This is a genomic window from Streptomyces sp. NPDC107528 (assembly GCF_055639295.1).
On the sequence record NZ_JBVKAV010000004.1, the window covers coordinates 206,240 to 224,067 of the forward strand.

Sequence of the window (17,828 nt, forward strand, 5' to 3'; positions counted from 1 at the left end):
CGGCAAGCTAAGCGCGCGCCACGTTCCGGCCGCTGACCCGTCACGCCGTACCCCCTTTCGTAAGTGGCCTTAGCCACTTACTGGATAGTGGCATTAGCCACTCGCGGCATGCAAGCGGTTCGCCGAAATGACGAACCATCAGGTAAGCGGGTACCCCTGCTCGAACGCCCAGCGGTGCGGCGGGTACGTGGCTTCGGCGAACTCCAACGGCCGGTCCTGGAGGTCGAACACGACGTGGTGCACGATCAAGACCGCGGACTCAGACCCAAGTTGGAGGTCCGACGCCTCCTCTACAGTCGCCTGTCGGGCGCACATGCGGTCTTCGGCGTAACTCCCCTGCCGCCCCGTCATGTTCTCGACGTACATCAAGGTGCCCTCTTGGATTCGATCCGGCTCCAGGAGCTTGGGTGCCCGTTGCCCAACGTCAGGCGCGAACCACGAGGTGGACAGCGTGATGGGCCCGTCCTGGTTATTGGTCACGCGCCGGCGGTGCACCGCCCGACGATCCTTCACCAAGCCCAGCGCCTCGGCCACGTGGTCCGGCGCGTCCAGCCAACCGGCCGAGGTGATCACCGCGTACTCACCAGGGGTGTAGATCTTCCCGGTCTGGCGCGCCCGCCCATACAACTCCCGTGCCCGCCGGTTGACTTCAAGGCTGCGCACGTACGTGCCCGAACCCTGCCGCTTCTCGACGAGCCCTTGGTGGCTCAGAGCCTCCAACGACCGTGCGGCCGTCGGCCTGGACACCTTCCAATTCGCCGCCAACTGCCGTTCCGAAGGGACCTCATCCCCCGGCCGCAGGTCGCCCCGAAGGATCTGATCGCGGATGTGGTGAGCGATCTGGAGATACTTCGGCTGCGCCTCTTCGATCTGAGGCATGTCTCCTCCTCGTCCAAGTGGCTATGGCCTCTAGCCACTATAGGGTGAGTGGCCAGAGGCCGAACCCGTAATGTTGGGCACATGACGCGGTTGATCGTCGCAGCAGGAGGAGGGGGCGACGCAGTCGCCGCCTCAATGCTTGACGTCGCCCTCTATGGCGACGAGGACCAGGCGGTGATCCTCACGTATGCGTGGGACCGCTTGTTGGTCGACCCCGTCCCAGGCCCCCGCGGCCCATCCGACTTCACGGGACTCGAACCGCTCACCACGTCTGTCTGGTCAGTGCCTGCCGAGGCCCGCCCGATCGCTCCGGCAGGATCCACCCTCCCCCGGCTTGCGGCAGAGCTCCCACACACCCTCGCTCTGATCGACCCGCATCACGGCGCCGAGGGCATTGTGCGCCAACTCGAAGAGCTGGTAAGTCACTTGGAGCCGACGTCAATCGACCTCTTGGACGTGGGCGGTGACATCCTCGCGCGAGGCGATGAGCCGACACTCAAGAGCCCACTTGCCGACGCCCTCACGCTGGCCGCGTGTTGCCAGGTGAACGCACCCGTGAGGCTCTTGGTCGCCGGTCCGGGCCTGGACGGTGAACTTCCTGTCGACGAGGTGCGTAGCCTACTTGGCCCTCTCGTGCACACATTCACCTCCGCGGACGCGGAGTCGGTCAGCTCGGTTCTGGAGTGGCACCCCTCCGAGGCAACCGGGATGCTCGCGGCAACAGCACGAGGGATACGAGGTGTCTGCGAGGTACGTGACGCCGGACTCCCCATTGCGCTCACGGAAGAGGGCTCGACAGTCCACGAGGTCGACATGGACGAAGCGCTGAGCCGTAACGAGCTAGCCCGCGCCATTCTGTCGACCGCCACCCTGGACGAGGTCGAGACACACAGCCGCGAAGTCTGCGGCTACTCGGAAATCGACTACGAGCGCAACAAGGCCGCATGGCTCAAGGACCAGCCGGCGGTGAAGCTCGATCCCCCCGCCGTGCTATCCCGGCTCGACGAGTTCGAGAACGAGGCCCGGAGTCGCGGAGTCAGTCACACGACGTTTCGCCACATCACGGAGGTCCTGAACCTCAGTGGCTCACAACGCGATGACCTGCGCCAACTCCTCATTGCCAGCCGACCGGAGCGCTACACGGCACCACTCTGGCACATCCCAGCCGAAGCCTGAGTAACAACCTTCTCTACGGGTTCAAGCCCCGGCTGCGCTGCCGCTCCGCCGGGCGCGCTTCCCGGCTCTGGCTGCGCCCGCGCTCCTGCCTCCGGCCCGCTCGGCGCTGCCGCCGCCGACGCGCGCCCACATGTGGATAGGGCCGAAGGGCCATGAGTTGAGCACCGACCTGCGCGGGCCACGGTCAAGACGATGCCTCCGGCGGGGATCGGCCGGCACCGGGATGGAGGGGGCACCGTTCCCGACCGCGGGCCCGTGAATGGCGTGCGTTGAGGGCTACCATCCCGTCCACCATCGACCCAGGCAGAGCCGAGCAGACGCGGCCCATGGCGTCCAGGTCGTTCGTACAGTGGCGCGCTCCACCTGGACGCCATGAACCACGCCCGCTCCACGGTGTGTGGGTCGACGGCAGACGGGATGGGAGCGGGGGTGAGTGGTGGTTGATGCGCTAGGTAAATGGGCTGCTAGGGCCCGAGTTCAAGTCATACGGAGAGGCGAGCGTGCATGCATCACCCCCCTTGATCGTGTTCTTCGCGCGTGCCTGACCCTGGCATTCATTGTTCTCTTTCTTGTTGGTCCTGTGCCAGGCTCCGGCTCGTTGCTTGAGGTGCTCTGCTGCTTGTCGCCCGAGGCCTCTTCGCTGGCTTACTTGGGAACTTGTCTCCCCATGGAGGACATGACAAAATTAACGAACCAGTGTTCGATATTTTGAGAATGGATGTGCCCGTGAAGAAGCGCTCCTTACTGCTGGCCGGTGCGGCCCTGGCCGCCACCCTTCCCTTCGCCTCCGTGCAACCAGCTTCCGCCGCGACGGTGTGCGCCCAAGGCAAGGTGTGCACCTGGGTGAAGCGGAACTTCGAGGGGACCCGCCTGGACCGCAAGCTCGCGCCGGGCTGCTACTCGGTGCAGAGCGGCGGTGTCCGCACGGTGTCGAACCAGTCTGGCAGGAACGTCACCGTCTACGACGAGGGCGCATGTCGCGGAGACAAGCTAGATCTCAAGGACGGGACCTTCTCCAGCGCCACTCCCTTTGTGGGCGAGAGCATTGCCGTGCACTGAAGGGCTCGACCGATGTCTCGGTCGTGCGCTTCAGTGTTGCGGTCCGCGCGGTCAAGCTCTCCTCATGGCGTGTAATCGGGCCCGCCCGCCCGAGCCTTAGGTGTCAAGCGCTCACTGATGTCTGACATCAACGCCTGACACCAACAGCCGCGTACGGGGCCGGACCGAGCCGAACCACGGCGACCTGTGCCAGGCTGCTGAGCAGTCGAGAGCCAAGCCCATTGGTGCGCCATGATCGACCTGATAAGGATGAGGCCAGACCTCAAAACCTTGGCATCCACGGGCGCTGACCACACCATCGGTCGGCGCCCGCTGCCTTGACTCGGTCATTGAGACTCCACCGACCTCCTCGTGGCGCAGCTCAGACCCTATTTGGATTGTCGACGCCTTGGTGCCGGAGGCAGAGCTTGGACGCCAGTTCTCCTGGGATTCGCAGGCTGCCTCGAACTCTTTCTTTGATCCAAGTGACGCAGCTCATCGTCAGGCGTCCATGAAGTTTCTTCAACCGCCTTGAAGAGGATTTGCGAAGCCAAGCGGGATAGTTCGGCGCGACCCTGATTATCTCGCAGATAATCAAACCTGGGCCGAGAGTTTAGCTCAACAGACAACCATTCCCTGGCACCGCGATCTCCCAATGCATCCGCCAACGCCGCTACGAATGCATGGGCTTCAAATAGGTTGAGTGTTGTAGCTTCGTAGGGTTGGACTCCGTTCACCCAGTTGTAGTAGGAGCGCCTATACCCGCCCACGACATCAGCAGCCTTGGCTTCCGTCACCCCGAGCCATTTCGCCAGGTCGGCCACGGCACTTAGCGCACGCTCGGCCCGGCTCGCTTGCTGCGGCCTTTCGAGGTTCAGGTCACTGATTGAGCGCAACAGTTCCCGATGCAGCATCGCATCACATTCCAAAGTGGCCCGGGTCCACAGCTCCATATGCGGAACTTCCCCTTGCCAATTGAGTCGTGACGCTGCGGTAAATGGGCCTCTGAGGACGTCCAGCAGCGAAGCGTTCCCCGGGTCCTGGACAGCCGGAATGGCCTCAAGAACCTTGGCCAGGTTCTCGCGAACGGTAGCCACAGCAGCTATTGCGGGCGCCAAGGCCGCACTTCGAAAGCCTGAGGTAGTTACAGTAGATGGGGTTTGCTGAATATCCCAGTCGCGTGCATAACTTTCCAGGATTTCTGATACGTTACCCACTTATCCCCCTTAAGCGTAGTAATCGCGCAGAGCAGCAGTAGTTCCCATCTCAAAGGCTCGAAGGTCATGCAGATGCAATGCATCTACCGTTTCCAAGATAGACTGCGCCTCAAAGGTACGTGATCCCTGACGCGCGGAGTCGTTATCCAGGACGTAAGTGAGCACGTCACCTTGCCCCAATTGCAAACCATGCCGAATAATCATGCTATGGCCGGCCGACGGGGTCGCTTCAATGACTTGCATTGCCGCACGGAAGCCATCATCCAGGCTTTCGTAGAGCTTTTCCTGAAAAAGTTCTGCGCTGATAAAGGAGCGCCAATCGACAGGGCGCCGCACCTCCGGGTGTGTGATTTGATTCACATACCTCAAGCCGATTCTGTGTTCCACTGCTGGCGCAATGTGTTCACCCACGGCGGCGGCCAACTGACTCAGCCGATTACGAAACTCAGTCCAGCCACCGTACTGGGTGGTTTCAATCGAGAAATGATCCGGCTGTAGCGAAATGGTCCAGGCGCCGTCGGGAGTCTTAAGCTGCCAGCTTCTGACGGGAGGAGCTTGCGAGGCCGCCAGGCCTGTAAATTGCCCGACAGCAAGATTGAAGCCTTGTACCAGGTTTTCCGAAAGCTCAGTAGGCCAGTCGAGGGCGGACTGAATCTTCAGGGCCCGAGAGGCGTCACTGGCCGCGTACTCCGTCTCATGCCGGATCTGGCAGACGACAAGAACGACAGGCGGTCGGCTGAGCCGACGATCCTCCGGTTCGCGCGTGAGCCAGCCAGTCACGGGGGTCACCCCTGCACCTCGCATTGCTCCTCCACCCGGCCCCCCAAGTCAACTTTCACAAACCTGCACACCTCGACTGTCCCGTTCAGGGTGCCACCTGTCAACCGATGGCACTGCGGTTCATAGTTACTTAACGCAAAACAGACGTCACTCGTTGCTAAACTTCTGATGCGGTTTGGCTAGAGCGGTGAGCCGTCGATAGTCACTCACGGAGATCTGATCGAGGCGTTCGAACCGTGGTCCCAAGATCGCGAGCGCGTCACCAGCCTCATCTCTCAGGCGGTCGACTGTGCTGCGCCACCACGCTTGCGTCTCTTCACCTGGGTCGATCCCGTCCGAGAGTAGAACGATCTCCACTCGCCTAGGTTCCAGTCGACTATCGACCGCAACGGCCCATTCTGAGATCTCCTGGTCCAGGCGATCCGCGGCAGCGCGATTGGATGCACGAAGCTCGCCCAGCAAGGTACGTACCGGCCGGGCCACGAGCTTGACGAAATCGCCTCCCATGGCCGGTCGCTCACGCAGCCAGGCGACCGCCCGTCCCACTACCTCCTGATCGCGCTCGCTTTCGAAGCCCTTCAGTCGCTCTTGCGACGCCAGCCAGCCCTTCTCGACCGGATACTCGTATCGCAGATCGGTCACCCAGAAGCCTGGAGCATAGGTCGACAGAAGCGGAACGTGCAGGAGATAGTTGATCTTGCCTTGGCGTATAAGTTTCCGCTTCCCTCCATCCAGGTCCGCCATGTCCACGATGGGCGAAACCTGGACGAAGGGCTTGAGAGGAAGCTCGGCATCGGCCTCCGCTAGGTCGCACGTTCCAGACGTGATCAGAGCCCAACGCGGTGCGTCATCAGCGTGAACCTGCATGGGCATATCGTCCTCATACTCAAGGGCGTAGTCCTGGCTGGTCTGCGTAAGTGGGCAGCTCGGACTGCCATGGAAGACAAGTTGGGGACAGGCAACCACGTCGCCCTGGGTGAACTCCTCCAGCGAGCTCAGCACGCCCTGCGGCCAGCCCTCGCGCGCTGCTGGCAACCCGTCATCGACGAAGCTAGCCATCTAGCCCCCCGGCCTATCAGGCAACTCCGGGACGGAGTTGACGCATCGCCACTTGGTCACTCAAGTGGCACAGAACGTTACGATACTGGACCCGCTCGCACGTACGTCTCTCCCGAATCGCATTGGCGTCGGCGGCACGGACGCCGTGCGTCAGCCTGTCCTCGACCTGCGCGGGGGATGGTCGCCGCCGCCGAGACTGCAATTCAACCGTTCGCCCAGCTCAGCGGCCCAATCAACCGCAAATGATCGCAGCTTCCCAAGCCCACGGCACGGGCGCGGGCTTCTACAAGCAACTCTCTCAACGTCCCCGTGTCAGACCCCAATGGCACGGTAGGCGGACAACCACGTGGAGGGGACGGGACATGACGATGATTCCGAGTGGACGGCGGGTGGAGCAGGCGGCAGTGAACGCTCTGCGTACTCTCCTGCAGAGTCACGATCACGTGGTTGAGGAGATCTCTGGGCAGAACGACTACGGCGAGGACCTATATGTCACCTTTGCCGACGCCGGACGGGTGACCAACGACGTCATTAAGGTTCAGGTGAAGGGTGGCGTCTCATGGAGACGGTCGTACGGCTACGCAGTACCAGTGCGTCAGCACTCCGAGACTTGGGCAAACGGCAACGTACCCGTATTCTGCGTCGTCTTCGATCCGGGAACAGAGAAGTTGTACTGGGCGAACGCTACGAAGCAACTCCGTGTCGGATGCCAGAAGGGCCGCCGGCCCCGCACCATCAGACTGTCTGGGACATCGGTGCTGGACGCCAACACCGTGGCGCGCTTCGTGAATGAAGCCCGTGCGTACGTGGGTGGGTATCGGGGGCGGAATGCTGTCCTGAGCCACCTCGGTGAGATGGCAGGCGTCGTCTTCGATCGCTCAGACCACGTCCTGCACTGGGTCAATGAGTTCGATGAGCAGTTGATCTTCTGGCAGCGCCCTGGGGAGCCTTATGCCACGCTTCTGCACAGTGACCTCGACTGGGATCCGATCCCGATCGTGCCTAGCGGGTTGCTCCTGCCCGGCGCATGGGCTCAGGGACTCGATTTCGGCGGAGACTTCCCCGAAGGGTTGAGGCGGAGTTCGCCAATCTCGGTCATCAGCGGCGTGATCCTGAACATGCCGGAGGCCTTGTGGCTCGCCTCCTGCTTCTCTACGACGGAGCGATTCCGGCGTGGTGTTGAGGTGCCCAGATGAGGGAGCTGCGAACCGCGCAGGCGCTCGGCTGACGGGCTGCCGGCAGCGGTGTCACTGCTCGCACAGCCACCGCAGGGCGACGCGGGCTAGGCACGCTGGGTGTACTGCGTGACAACCGCGACGCACAACCGCGAACAGCCACAGACGTCCGCGGACCATCTTTGCAGGTGATCGAAACGGCAGCCCAAGGACGGCGACTATCCCAAGTTGCTTCGGGACGAAGGAGTCTGTGGGTAGTCGCGTCGACCTAGCTCGGCGCTCACGAACCGGTAGTCGGGCGGCAACGTCTCTGTGTCGGGGGACGGAGGCTTCATGACACAGGGATTGAACAGCGGCGCGGACCATTCGTCCGACAACCTAAATGACGCGCTCAGGACACTGACCAGCGAACTCGCACGGGCTGACGCCAAGGCAAGCATCGTGTTGGCGATGACTAGCGTGGCCTTAGGCTTCGTTGCAGCACAGGGGTCCAAGCATCAGGGAGCGACCGTACTGTCCGTCGGCGCGGCCGGCTCGATGTGCCTCGTGATCGCCATCGTGGTTCTGCTCATCACCGTCCGACCAGTCCACATCGACACTGTGACCGCGGAAGGCTGGTCGCACTGGGCGACGCTGGAACCAGAGGCGCTACGCGACCACATGCGCGCGGATCTGCGCGCCGAGCGGGTTGCATTCCTCTCCCGAGCAGTCGTGATCAAGTTCCGCAGACTCCGTCTCGGAATCAACCTCATCCTGGCTGGCGTCTGCCTGCTATGTGCTGCAGCTGTGCTGAGCTTGGTCCTGTAGATCCACGACCGAGGACGAAGTACCGTGCCAGACTCGTGCCAGGTCGTGCGGGGAACCACGGGGAATGGCGGGGAGCACGCCGCCGACTGGTCCGACCCCGCTAACAGCTTCTGCGCTGGTCAGCCCACGGATCACCCGTCAAAGACCCGAGCTTCCTAAGCTCAGGGCGCGGTGCCGTCTGCGCTGACGCGCAGGTCTTCTCGCATGCGCGCTCGAAGCACAGCAAGCGCATCGTCATAGGTTCGGCGCCCCTCCAGGTACACGGGATCAGTGACCAAGACTCCCTCCATCACCCGATCGCGGAGGTCGCGCAGACGGCGGAAAGCATCCTCCGAAGCCTCTACAACGTGGCCGGGTGCACTGATGGTCATCTGGTACCTCAGTCCGATGCACGGCCCAAACGCTTCGCGAGCCGTGGTGCGCCGCGTCGGGGGTTCCATGTCCGGGTCCCGTGCCAAATTGCCACAGGCGTGACGGGCCTCGGAGAGGCTGGCGAGGTAATCGCCATACAGGGTGCGACGCGCTTGCGTCTCGCGATCCGAGCGTTCCCGCTTCCACCGTTGACGGTCGAGAAGCATGGCGGATCCTGTGGCGATCGCCGCGCCAACTATGGTGCTGATCAGGGTGATCCACTGCATGGACCGACCGTAGCCACTGCCACGACGCCCGCCGGCTCCGCACCACAAGCGCACCAGATCGAGCGGGGAACAGCGGGGAACCACGGTGAAAGCAACCGTGCCCAACGAGACTGGCCATCAGCCGTTCGCCCAGCACAGCGCCCGAACCACCCCCAAATGCTCGCAGCTTCCCAAGCTGAGAGCGCGAGTTCGATTCTCGTCACCCGCTCCACGACTAAGGCCCAGGTCAGAGACCCCGGGCCTTTTTGCTGTCGCGATCAGCTTCGCTTGCCAGATTCGCGCCGGATGGCTTGTCGGGCCCCTTCTGCGCACGGACAGCATCCCGAGCCTTGCCGAATGTCGCGCCCAGCCCGGCGGCGACCCTCCCCCGGCCGCGCAACGTCGGAATACTGGCAGGTCAGCGCCGCCTTCTCCGAGACTGGCCGGCGCGGACCATCGTGTCCTTGATCCGAGTGACGGGTGCAGGCCGTCCCAACAGACCGGTCAGGGACTCGGCTTGTCAGTCGCGGCGGATTCCTTACCGTACTCGGCAGGTTGCTGCGTGAAGACCACAAGGTGCCAGGTGCCCTTCTCCCGCGTCACGGTGAAGGTGTCCTGCAGGGGTTCGCCTGCCTTGTCCTCGGCCATGAGGCGGGCCGAGCCGGCGTCCGGGCCCATGTCGTGCTCGATTTGCACGTCCTTGATCTTCCACCCCCGTCCGCCCCTTTCCCGGAGGATCTGCCCCGCCTCGTGCCTGGACCACTTCTCGTCCTTCACGCCCCCGACCTCGATCAGACCGGCGGTGTTACGGGAGTTGAGGGCCTTCACGTATGCCACGACAGCCTCGCGGGCCCCGTCGGACGTTGCCGAGGCCGACGGGGGCGAGGGACTAGAGGACTTGCCCTCGTCATCATCGGACGAGCAGCCGACCGCGAAGGCCAGAACGGCCAGAGCGGCCGGCGCGGCCAGAAGATGTCGACGCTCCACAGCGCACTCCTAGATGGTTCCTGTGAGGGGGATCAGCAGCCTGTCAGGTGCGATGCGCGTACCACCAGGCACGCGGATGGTCGGACAGGAGCTTCTTCAGGCTTTTGTTGTGGGTGTCGCTGGTGTGGTACGTCAGGTATGGCGTGCCCCGATGCTTCTTCGTAACGATCATCGTGTGGTCGATGTTGTTGTCGCGACCCCAGTCGGCCTGGAGCACATCTGCCTTGGCCAGTTTCCACACGTTGTTGAGGATCTTGGTTCGCTTCGAGTGCTTTTTCGCGAACCAGTACTCCGGGCCGTCGTGGGCATGAACTCAAGCCTCGCAGCAGCCCACCGCTGAGGACGGCCATGCACGCAGCGCGCCCGGCCGTAGGAGGCCGGGCGCGCTGGCTTGCTGGTGGGTGGGGGATGCGTTCAGTTCACGCGTGTGGGGTGGGGGTCAGCGGTGGTGGTGGCCGTGGTGGCCGTGGTGGCCGTGGTGGCGGTCGTAGCCCCAGGACTGACTGTCGATGAAGCGGCCGCGGTCGTTGCGGAGGGTGGCGGTGTCGGAGCGGTTGTCCCAGACGTAGTGGCGGCGGTCCTGGTACAGGTCGCTGTCGGTGTCGCGGCCGATGCCGGTGTGGACGCGGACCGTGGCGCGGCCTTCCAGGCGGTAGTGATCGAAGGTGTAGGTGCGGCCGTCCTCGTCCTCGAGGGTCCAGCCGTCGAGGTTGACGGTGCGACGGGTGGTGTTGGTGATTTCGACCCACTCCCGGTTCAGGGAGCGGGTGGAGCGGTCGTCACGGCCCGGGGAGTCGTACTGGACGTCCGAGATCTTCACCTTCGGCCGCTCGTGACGGTCGTGGTCGGAGGCGGATGCCGGCAGCGTGACCACCGAGACCAGGGCGCCGGCGGCGAGCGCGGTGGCGGCGAGACGACGGGCGGTGACTGAAGCGGAAGCGGACAAGAGGTCTCCCGTGGTGCGGGCACCCTCCCCGAGCGGCCGCTACGGGCTGCTCGGAGAGTCGATGCGGTGCGGTGTGTTGGCGGCCGGCTGGCCGCGACCACACTTTGTCCACGCCGTGGAGAAGTTTAGGAGAAGGCGTCACCTCTGTTACTTGTTGTCCATATTTCCATTACTCTCGGATGTAACCTCCAGTTATGTCGGCGCGGCTCATTGTTGACACACAGACAGGGGCGGGTCGCCTTACGGGCGTTGGGGTTTGGCCTCTCCCCGCCGCGTGCGCCAGGTCGCAAACGGCCGGGTCATCACGCGAAGCTGTGTAACAGCAGGGGTCGACGAAGGGCGACGACTGGTCGGGCCCTGGCGTGAAGAACCCCGCCTCTGAGCAGTCGAGGCGGGGTAGGCGGGGAGTGGGGGGCGAGGCCCCAGTTCTACGGCGCGGGCTCGTAGGTCACGGTCGTGCCGGGGCACGCCTCCGCGTGCTGAGTGAGTGCTTCGAGTTCGGCGGCGTCGGCGGTCAGTCCCCAGCGCAGCTTGGTCGCGATCCACTCCGCGGTGTACCGGCACGTGATCTCGACGGCCGGCGGCAGCCATTCGGCCGGGTCCTTGTCGGCCTTGCTGCGGTTCGAGGCGGCTGAGACGCCGACGAGGGAGGGGTGGACGGCGAGGTCGTTGGCGTATGCCTCACGCCGCTCGGCAGTCCACTGCGACGCTCCGGAGTCCCAGGCTTCAGCGAGCGGCACCATGTGGTCGACGTCCAGAGCGGACGCCGAGGTGAGCCACCTGGCGTCGTAGTACGACCACCAGCGCCCGCCCGAGAGTTTGCAGCCGGGGAGGACCTGAGGCTGCTCGACCGCCTCCGCGAGCAGCACTTCGGCTCGCGTGTTGCAGCCGTCGGTGGGGTTCTGGCCGGCGTTCCAGTGCTTGAAGCTCGTGCGCTGGTAGCCGTCCCGCACCTCTGCGGCGAGCGGGAGGAGGTGGACCGAGGCCGCCATGGGGAGCGTGTACGTCTCGGCGGGGCGATGCTGGGCATGGGCCGGGGTGGGTGTCACGAGGGGCGCGAGAAGAAGTGCGGTCGCGAGCGCGGCTCGCCTGAGGTTCTTGATCACGCATCGCAGAATTGACCGCGAGTACCTCGTTCGAGGGGTTCGACTCGAACGAATGAGCCAAGTGGAGGCCTCAGTTCACCGTACAGATGTGCTGTCGAGCACCCGTTGGGGGAATGCCTTCGACGGAGAGTCCGCCGCCTCGACTCGCCACCGCTCGGACATCGGCCGGATGATGGCGGGCATGCGCATCCGCATCGACGCCGTCGACCTGCCCGGCCTTACCTGCCCGGCCCCTGTCGACGGCAATGTCCCTGAGTACGGCAACCTCCACGTCGCCGTGCAACGCCGCGACCGGCCGGCCGAACTCCTAGCGCCGCAGCCCGGTGACGCACCGTCCGCGACCTGGACCCTGGAGTGCACCACGAGCGACTCGCCGACCGGCACCGAGGTCAAAGGCCCCTATGTACAGAACCGTCTGGGCCGGCGCTTCATCTACCTCTCGTGGGGCACGGTCGACGAGTCGGGCACCTTCACGATGTTCCGCCGCGCCAAGCTGATGCTCGACGTCATTCCCGCCGACGTGCTCGCCGCCGCACGCGACGGGCTGCTGGTCGGACGCCTCGGCCTGACCGACGCGCAGGGCGGGCCTCTCTGCGCACGGGTCGAGCCCCCACAGATCACCTGGACCGCCGAGAGCCCCGAGAGCCCCGACTAGGCGAGTTGAGGCCTATCCAGACTAAGAGTTGAGGCCTGGTCAGGACCAAGCAGGATGGACCAGGCCGAACACCCCATCGCGCACCTCAGAGGCACCCGCACCGCCGATCCGTGACAGCCGCCACTCAGCCTCCGCGACGGCAGGCCCTACGCTGATCCCCGTGAGGTAGGGCAGCCACGGGGAAGGATGATCGGCGATGACGCCCCTGAGCACCGGGGACCCGGAGTCCATAGGCGGGTACACCCTGCTCGGTCGGCTCGGGGCAGGCGGCATGGGGGTCGTCTACCTGGGCGTCTCCGCGTCGGGGCGGCAGGTCGCGGTCAAGCTCGTGCACGGGTCGTATGCCGAGGAGGAGGAGTTCCGAACCCGCTTCCGGCAGGAGATCGCGGCGGCGCGCAGAGTGAGCGGCGCCTTCACCGCTCCTGTGGTGGACGCCGACCCGGACGCCGACCGGCCGTGGATGGCGACGCTCTACGTGCCCGGGCTCAACCTTGCCGAAGTCGTGAAGAAGGACGGCCCGCTGAGCCAGCGGGAACTGCGGGCGCTGGGGCTGGGGCTCACCGAGGCGCTGCGCGACATCCACCGGGCGGGCCTGGTGCACCGGGACCTCAAACCGGCCAACGTGCTGATGACCGAGGACGGGCCGCGCGTCATCGACTTCGGTATATCGCGCGCCGCCGACAACCAGAGCCTCACGGTGACCGGGCGGGTGATCGGCACGCCGCCCTTCATGTCGCCGGAACAGCTCGCCTCGCCCCGGGACGTCACCTCGGCCTCGGACGTGTTCTCGCTGGGGTCGCTGATGGTGTTCGCGGCCGTCGGCACCGGGCCGTTCGACGCCGACAGCCCTTACATGACCGGCTATCAGGTGATGCACGAGGCCCCGGACCTCGAAGGGGTGCCCGAGGCACTCCTGCACATCGTCGAGCGCTGTCTCGACAAGGACCCGGCCGCGCGGCCCGAACTGACGGATCTGCATCGGATGCTCCAGGCGCTGCCGGAATCCGACGCCACCGCGCCCATGAAGGCCAGGGAATCCAGGGAGGCCAGGGAGTCCGCCGGTCCCCGCCCCCGCTCCCGGCCCCGGCCCCGGCCTGCTCCGTGGGGCGCGGCCACCACCTCTGTGGGAACCGGCGCCGGCAAGGGGCGCCGGGCCCGGATGCTGATCACCGGCCTCGTCGCGGCACTGGCCGTCATGGGGCTGAGTATCGGAGCAGGTGTCTTCCTGTCGGGCCAGGACACGTCCACCGCCTCCGACGCCACCGACACGACCACCGTCCCTGCCGCGTCACTGCCCGACGGCTGGCGGCCGTGGCGTACCGCACTGCGGGACGACGTGAAGGGTGTCCCCCTCGACTACCAGACCCTCGGGTGCGTGGCGAACGGGAGCACCCTGTTCTGCGGCGGTACGGGCTTCACGGTCGCCAGGATCGACCCGGCCTCCGGCCGCACCCTGTGGCGGAGCGGCACCCGTCCTCAGGGGGTGCGGCCGATCGGCGTTCGGGACGGGCTGGTCTATGTGTACGAGGATCCGGACGATACGACCAGGCGCGTGGTGGCCCTCGACGCCGGCACCGGACAGCGACGGTGGCAGCGCGACATCGACAAGGCCGCGGACCCGGTCCTGTACGACGGCGGACTGCTGACCCTGTCTCCCGATTCCTCATCGTTCGTCGCATACGGCCGTTCCGGCAAGGAACTGTGGCGGGCCGCTTCGCTGGACGAGTACTGCGCTCCGGCGGCGCTGGGAGGCGTCCCTTACGCCCTGTGCTCGGCCGGCACCGAGCCCGGCCAGGCGCCGGTCGACCTGATGAGGGTCGAACCCGGCAGCCTGACCGAAGCCGCCGTACTGCCCCGCAAGGCGGAAGCGCTCGGTGCTGTCGGCGGGCAGCCCCTGTTCCTCGCCCCCCAGACCGCGAAGGACGTGTACGAATCCGGGTACGAACGGCCGTACAACGCCCTGCTGCGCGTGGTCCCGGAAACCGGGCGGGTCAAACGGATACCGCTGGCACGTCCGCTGACCGGCGCGGCCACCCTGGTGGACGGCGTCGTCTACTTCGTCCGGGCCAACGGGTGGGTCACCGCGGTGTCGGCGAACAGCGGCAAGCAGCTCTGGCAGAAGGCGACGGACATGGAGAGCCTGTCCGCGCCCGTGGTGTCGGCGACGTACAAGCGGGTCTATTTCTCGAACCGCTTCGGCCGCCTGCTGGCCCTCGACAGCCGCACCGGAGCGGAGGTATGGCGCACCTCCGCACTGAACGACCCCGGGGACAAGGCGCAGGGCACCCCGCCGCGCGTGCTGCTCGTCAAGGACGCGATCGTGGCAACGGCCGGCGACACGGCCTTCTCCCGAAGTCCGGACGGGCCCAACTGACGTGCCGCCGGGCCGAAGGAAACCGAGGATCGTGGTCATGCGGCGTCGGGCGCCCTGGCCCCTTCTGGTCCCTGGCCTGCGAGGCGCGGCTGGGGCGGTCGGCTGACGGGCACCTGGGTGAGCCGTGAGCGCTGGGGATCGATGTGCAGGCGGGCAGTGTTGATGAAGTGGAGCCGCGCGGCTTCCATGCGGTCGCGCGCCTCTCCCCAGGCCTGCTCATCAGGTGCGACCTGCCGGATGAACTGATCGCTGCAGTCCCAGAACACTTCGTCGACCCGTGCTGCGGCATCGACGACCGCGGGGCTGCCGACCAGCCAGATCGTTCCCAAGGCCACGTTCCAAGGCACCCAGTCCACGGGGTCACCGTGCTTCCAGGCACGCCGCAGAGCGAGTTGGATCCGGGTGGACTCGGCGACGATCGCGGAGCAGGCGGCGATCTGCATGTCACGTGCCCAATGCGTGCGCTCGCTGCGGTTGGTGAGCAGTGAGCCGGCCACCACACCGATCAAGGCGGCGGCAACCCCGCCCACGGTGGTGATGGTTGTTGCCCAGTCCAGTGACATCCAGCTTCCCCCCAACGGCTGGTGTATTGGACGACTCTGCCCGCCGGCCTCGTGCTGGTATGCACACGAGCCTTCGCAAGGGCGGCATTTCGGCCACCGTGCCGGGCCGACCGATGCCGGGCCGGCCGATGCCGGGACCACCGCGGGTGAGCCGACCGGCCGGCGCCCCGTCCCGCCCCCGCCGGCCCGTCGGCCCGCCGCCAGGCCCTCGCGTCAGCCGATGGGTGCCGGCATGGGCCGGACGTCGTAGTCGAGGCGGATCGTGTCTCCGGTGGTGGGGTCGGCCAGTTCGACGCTCCAGGCGTCGGCGAACTGGTCGACGCCGGGGGTCATGGGGATCGTGCCGGATATCAGGACGGTGCCGGGCGTGAGCGCGTCGCGTGCGCGCAGGACGTCGATCCAGTAGGCGGGGGCGAGGAGCTCGGCGAGGGTGCCGTGCTGGATCTGCGTCGAGGTGTCGCCGTGGGTGACCCAGGCGCGCAGGGTGAGGCCGTCGAGGCGGGACTCGACGTCGGCCAGGCGCCACGCGCGGCGGGCGAGTACGTCGGGGCCGGCGTTCTTGCTCCAGGCCACGCCGTGCACCTCCAGGTCGCGGTCGGTGTGGTCACAGGCCGCCGTCAGCAGCAGCTCCCCGCCGTCCGCCACGACGAGCGCCCACTCCGCCTCGCCGGAGGTGTGCCCGTGCTGCGCGTGGACCCGGTCGGTCTGCTGGGCGAGGTAGGGGGAGACGGGATAGAGGGCAGGCGTCACGGACGGGCCGGGCACGCCCAGCTCGGCGAGCTCCGCGACGTGCGCGGCGACGTCCTCCTGGCTGCGTCCGGCGTACCCGGCGTTGAGGACCTGGACGACGTCGACCTCGCGCGTCGATCCGTCGGGCAGGTCGAAGGTCAGTACGGCCATGAGGGCACTCCCAGGGGTCGGGGTCGGGGATCCGGGGACGAAGTTCTCGTCGCGCAGGGCTTGCGCATACGACCTGTATACAAGAAGTATGCCGGAAGGTCGATGCCCCCCGGCGTCCCCGAGCGTCGATGTCCCCCGACGTCCCCGAACAAGGATGGGAACCATGCCCGACACCCCACAGGACGACACGAAGGACGACACAAAGGCGTCCGACCGTCACTCCGGCGTCCGCCGGGCCTTCGTCGCGAGCCTGACCGGCACGGCGCTGGAGTGGTACGACTTCGCCGTCTACTCCGCCGCGGCCGCCCTGGTCTTCGGCGACCTGTTCTTCCCCTCGGAGGACCCGCTCACCGGCACGCTCCTGGCGTTCTCCACCTACGCGGTCGGCTATGTGTCACGCCCGCTGGGCGGGTTCGTCTTCGGCCGCCTCGGCGATGTGATCGGCCGCAAGAAGGTGCTGATCGCCACGCTGGTCCTCATCGGCGCGGCGACGTTCCTGATCGGCGTCCTGCCCGCGTACTCGACGGCCGGCGTGGCCGCCCCGATCGCCCTGGTCGTGCTGCGCTTCGCGCAGGGCGTCGGCGTCGGCGGCGAGTGGGGCGGTGCCGTACTGCTCTCCAGCGAGTTCGGGGACCCGCGTCGCCGCGGCTTCTACGCCTCCGCCGCCCAGGTCGGCCCGCCCGCCGGAAACCTGCTGGCCAACGGCGTCCTCGCCGCCCTCGGCGCGCTGCTGACCGAGGCGCAGTTCGAGTCGTGGGGCTGGCGTGTGGCGTTCCTGTTCTCCGGCGTCCTCGTCGGGTTCGGGCTGTGGATCCGGGCGAAGCTGGAGGAGACCCCGGTCTTCAAGGCGATGGAGGCCGAGCACTCCCGCCCGGAGGCACCGATCCGCGAGGTGTTCACCACCCAGCCCCGCGCCCTGCTCGCCGCGATCCTGTGCCGCGTCGGCCCCGACGTGCTGTACGCCATGTTCACCGTCTTCGTCCTGACGTACGCCACCCAGGAACTCGGCATGTCACGCGGTTCCGCCCTCGCGGCCGTGCTCATCGGCTCCTCGATCCAGGTCTTCCTCATGCCGCTGGCCGGCGCCCTCTCCGACCGGGTCAACCGCCGCCTGCTGTACGGCGGTGCCGCGGTGGCCGCCGGTGTGTGGCCCTTCGTGTTCTTCCCGATGATCGGCGGCGGCACCTGGCTGCCCCTCGCGACGGGGGTCGTCGTGGGCCTGGTGATCCACTGTTGTCTGTACGGCCCGCAGGCCGCGTTCATCACCGAGCAGTTCGAGCCCCGGCTGCGCTCCACCGGCTCGTCCCTGGCCTACACCCTGGCCGGGATCATCGGCGGCGCCGTCGCCCCGCTGCTGTTCACCACCCTGCTGAGCGCCTACGGCACCTGGGCGCCGCTGGCCGTGTACATCGCGCTGGCCTCGGCCGTCTCCCTCGTCGGCGTCTGGCTGGGGCGCGACCCCGAAGCCGCCCTCGACGAGGACGCCGCCCTCGCCGCGCCGAAGACGCCGCACCCGGTGAAGGCCACCCACTCCCACTGACCCCGGACC

17 protein-coding genes and 1 pseudogene are annotated in these 17,828 nt (G+C 66.4%); 7 read left to right on the forward strand and 11 right to left on the reverse strand.

Translation table 11 applies throughout. The features are described 5' to 3' along the window. Positions 1 to 138: 138 nt before the first annotated feature. Positions 139 to 879, reverse strand: a complete 741-nt coding sequence (locus ACZ7L5_RS14565; protein WP_471516908.1) for a GntR family transcriptional regulator — start codon at positions 877 to 879, stop codon at positions 139 to 141. Between the two features lie 81 nt (positions 880 to 960). On the opposite strand from ACZ7L5_RS14565, the gene ACZ7L5_RS14570 reads away from it, so the two are divergent. Then, positions 961 to 2,055: a DUF1152 domain-containing protein gene (locus tag ACZ7L5_RS14570; RefSeq protein ID WP_471516909.1), complete on the forward strand. Its 1,095-nt coding sequence runs from the start codon at positions 961 to 963 to the stop codon at positions 2,053 to 2,055. 726 nt (positions 2,056 to 2,781) lie between these two features. Next, complete coding sequence (locus ACZ7L5_RS14575) at positions 2,782 to 3,114, forward strand: peptidase inhibitor family I36 protein (protein WP_471516910.1); 333 nt, start codon at positions 2,782 to 2,784, stop codon at positions 3,112 to 3,114. Between the two features lie 368 nt (positions 3,115 to 3,482). On the opposite strand, the gene ACZ7L5_RS14580 is transcribed toward ACZ7L5_RS14575, so the two are convergent. The 3 genes from ACZ7L5_RS14580 to ACZ7L5_RS14590 form a co-directional block, all read right to left on the reverse strand. After that, a complete protein-coding gene (locus tag ACZ7L5_RS14580) occupies positions 3,483 to 4,310 on the reverse strand; it encodes a hypothetical protein (RefSeq protein WP_471516911.1) in 828 nt (275 codons plus the stop codon). Positions 4,311 to 4,319: 9 nt separating this feature from the next. Beyond that, the gene (locus tag ACZ7L5_RS14585; protein WP_471516912.1) at positions 4,320 to 5,090 is read right to left on the reverse strand and encodes a TIGR04255 family protein; all 771 of its coding nucleotides are present in this window, start codon (positions 5,088 to 5,090) and stop codon (positions 4,320 to 4,322) included. A 147-nt stretch (positions 5,091 to 5,237) separates the two neighbouring features. After that, the gene (locus tag ACZ7L5_RS14590; protein ID WP_471516913.1) at positions 5,238 to 6,149 is read right to left on the reverse strand and encodes a hypothetical protein; all 912 of its coding nucleotides are present in this window, start codon (positions 6,147 to 6,149) and stop codon (positions 5,238 to 5,240) included. A gap of 362 nt (positions 6,150 to 6,511) precedes the next feature. On the opposite strand from ACZ7L5_RS14590, the gene ACZ7L5_RS14595 reads away from it, so the two are divergent. Both ACZ7L5_RS14595 and ACZ7L5_RS14600 read left to right on the forward strand, forming a co-directional pair. Continuing rightward, positions 6,512 to 7,345: a DUF4365 domain-containing protein gene (locus tag ACZ7L5_RS14595; RefSeq protein ID WP_471516914.1), complete on the forward strand. Its 834-nt coding sequence runs from the start codon at positions 6,512 to 6,514 to the stop codon at positions 7,343 to 7,345. A gap of 312 nt (positions 7,346 to 7,657) precedes the next feature. Next, on the forward strand, positions 7,658 to 8,131 hold the full coding sequence (locus ACZ7L5_RS14600) for a Pycsar system effector family protein (protein WP_471516915.1): 474 nt from the start codon (positions 7,658 to 7,660) through the stop codon (positions 8,129 to 8,131). Positions 8,132 to 8,292: 161 nt separating this feature from the next. Here ACZ7L5_RS14600 and ACZ7L5_RS14605 read toward each other — a convergent pair whose 3' ends face one another. The 5 genes and pseudogenes from ACZ7L5_RS14605 to ACZ7L5_RS14625 form a co-directional block, all read right to left on the reverse strand. Next, complete coding sequence (locus ACZ7L5_RS14605; protein ID WP_471516916.1) at positions 8,293 to 8,769, reverse strand: hypothetical protein; 477 nt, start codon at positions 8,767 to 8,769, stop codon at positions 8,293 to 8,295. 483 nt (positions 8,770 to 9,252) lie between these two features. Beyond that, positions 9,253 to 9,735, reverse strand: coding sequence for a hypothetical protein (locus ACZ7L5_RS14610; protein WP_471516917.1), 483 nt, complete (start codon positions 9,733 to 9,735; stop codon positions 9,253 to 9,255). A gap of 43 nt (positions 9,736 to 9,778) precedes the next feature. Next, positions 9,779 to 9,997: pseudogene (locus tag ACZ7L5_RS14615) on the reverse strand (amidase domain-containing protein); the annotation flags it as partial. A gap of 177 nt (positions 9,998 to 10,174) precedes the next feature. Beyond that, on the reverse strand, positions 10,175 to 10,681 hold the full coding sequence (locus ACZ7L5_RS14620) for a lamin tail domain-containing protein (RefSeq protein WP_471516918.1): 507 nt from the start codon (positions 10,679 to 10,681) through the stop codon (positions 10,175 to 10,177). Positions 10,682 to 11,109: 428 nt separating this feature from the next. After that, positions 11,110 to 11,787 carry an HNH endonuclease family protein gene (locus tag ACZ7L5_RS14625; protein WP_471516919.1) on the reverse strand — a complete coding sequence of 226 codons (678 nt, stop codon included), beginning with the start codon at positions 11,785 to 11,787 and terminating at the stop codon, positions 11,110 to 11,112. Positions 11,788 to 11,956: 169 nt separating this feature from the next. Here ACZ7L5_RS14625 and ACZ7L5_RS14630 point away from each other — a divergent pair, with 169 nt between their 5' ends. Then, positions 11,957 to 12,442 (forward strand): DUF5990 family protein, encoded by a 486-nt coding sequence (locus ACZ7L5_RS14630; RefSeq protein WP_471517338.1) that lies wholly within the window; start codon positions 11,957 to 11,959, stop codon positions 12,440 to 12,442. A gap of 196 nt (positions 12,443 to 12,638) precedes the next feature. Next, the gene (locus ACZ7L5_RS14635; protein ID WP_471516920.1) at positions 12,639 to 14,816 is read left to right on the forward strand and encodes a protein kinase domain-containing protein; all 2,178 of its coding nucleotides are present in this window, start codon (positions 12,639 to 12,641) and stop codon (positions 14,814 to 14,816) included. 35 nt (positions 14,817 to 14,851) lie between these two features. Here ACZ7L5_RS14635 and ACZ7L5_RS14640 read toward each other — a convergent pair whose 3' ends face one another. Continuing rightward, positions 14,852 to 15,379, reverse strand: coding sequence for a hypothetical protein (locus tag ACZ7L5_RS14640; RefSeq protein ID WP_471516921.1), 528 nt, complete (start codon positions 15,377 to 15,379; stop codon positions 14,852 to 14,854). 213 nt (positions 15,380 to 15,592) lie between these two features. Beyond that, the gene (locus ACZ7L5_RS14645; protein ID WP_471516922.1) at positions 15,593 to 16,279 is read right to left on the reverse strand and encodes a DUF2848 domain-containing protein; all 687 of its coding nucleotides are present in this window, start codon (positions 16,277 to 16,279) and stop codon (positions 15,593 to 15,595) included. A 163-nt stretch (positions 16,280 to 16,442) separates the two neighbouring features. Between ACZ7L5_RS14645 and ACZ7L5_RS14650 the strand changes: the two genes are divergently transcribed. Further along, on the forward strand, positions 16,443 to 17,819 hold the full coding sequence (locus ACZ7L5_RS14650; RefSeq protein ID WP_471516923.1) for an MFS transporter: 1,377 nt from the start codon (positions 16,443 to 16,445) through the stop codon (positions 17,817 to 17,819). The last annotated feature ends 9 nt before the right edge of the window (positions 17,820 to 17,828 follow it).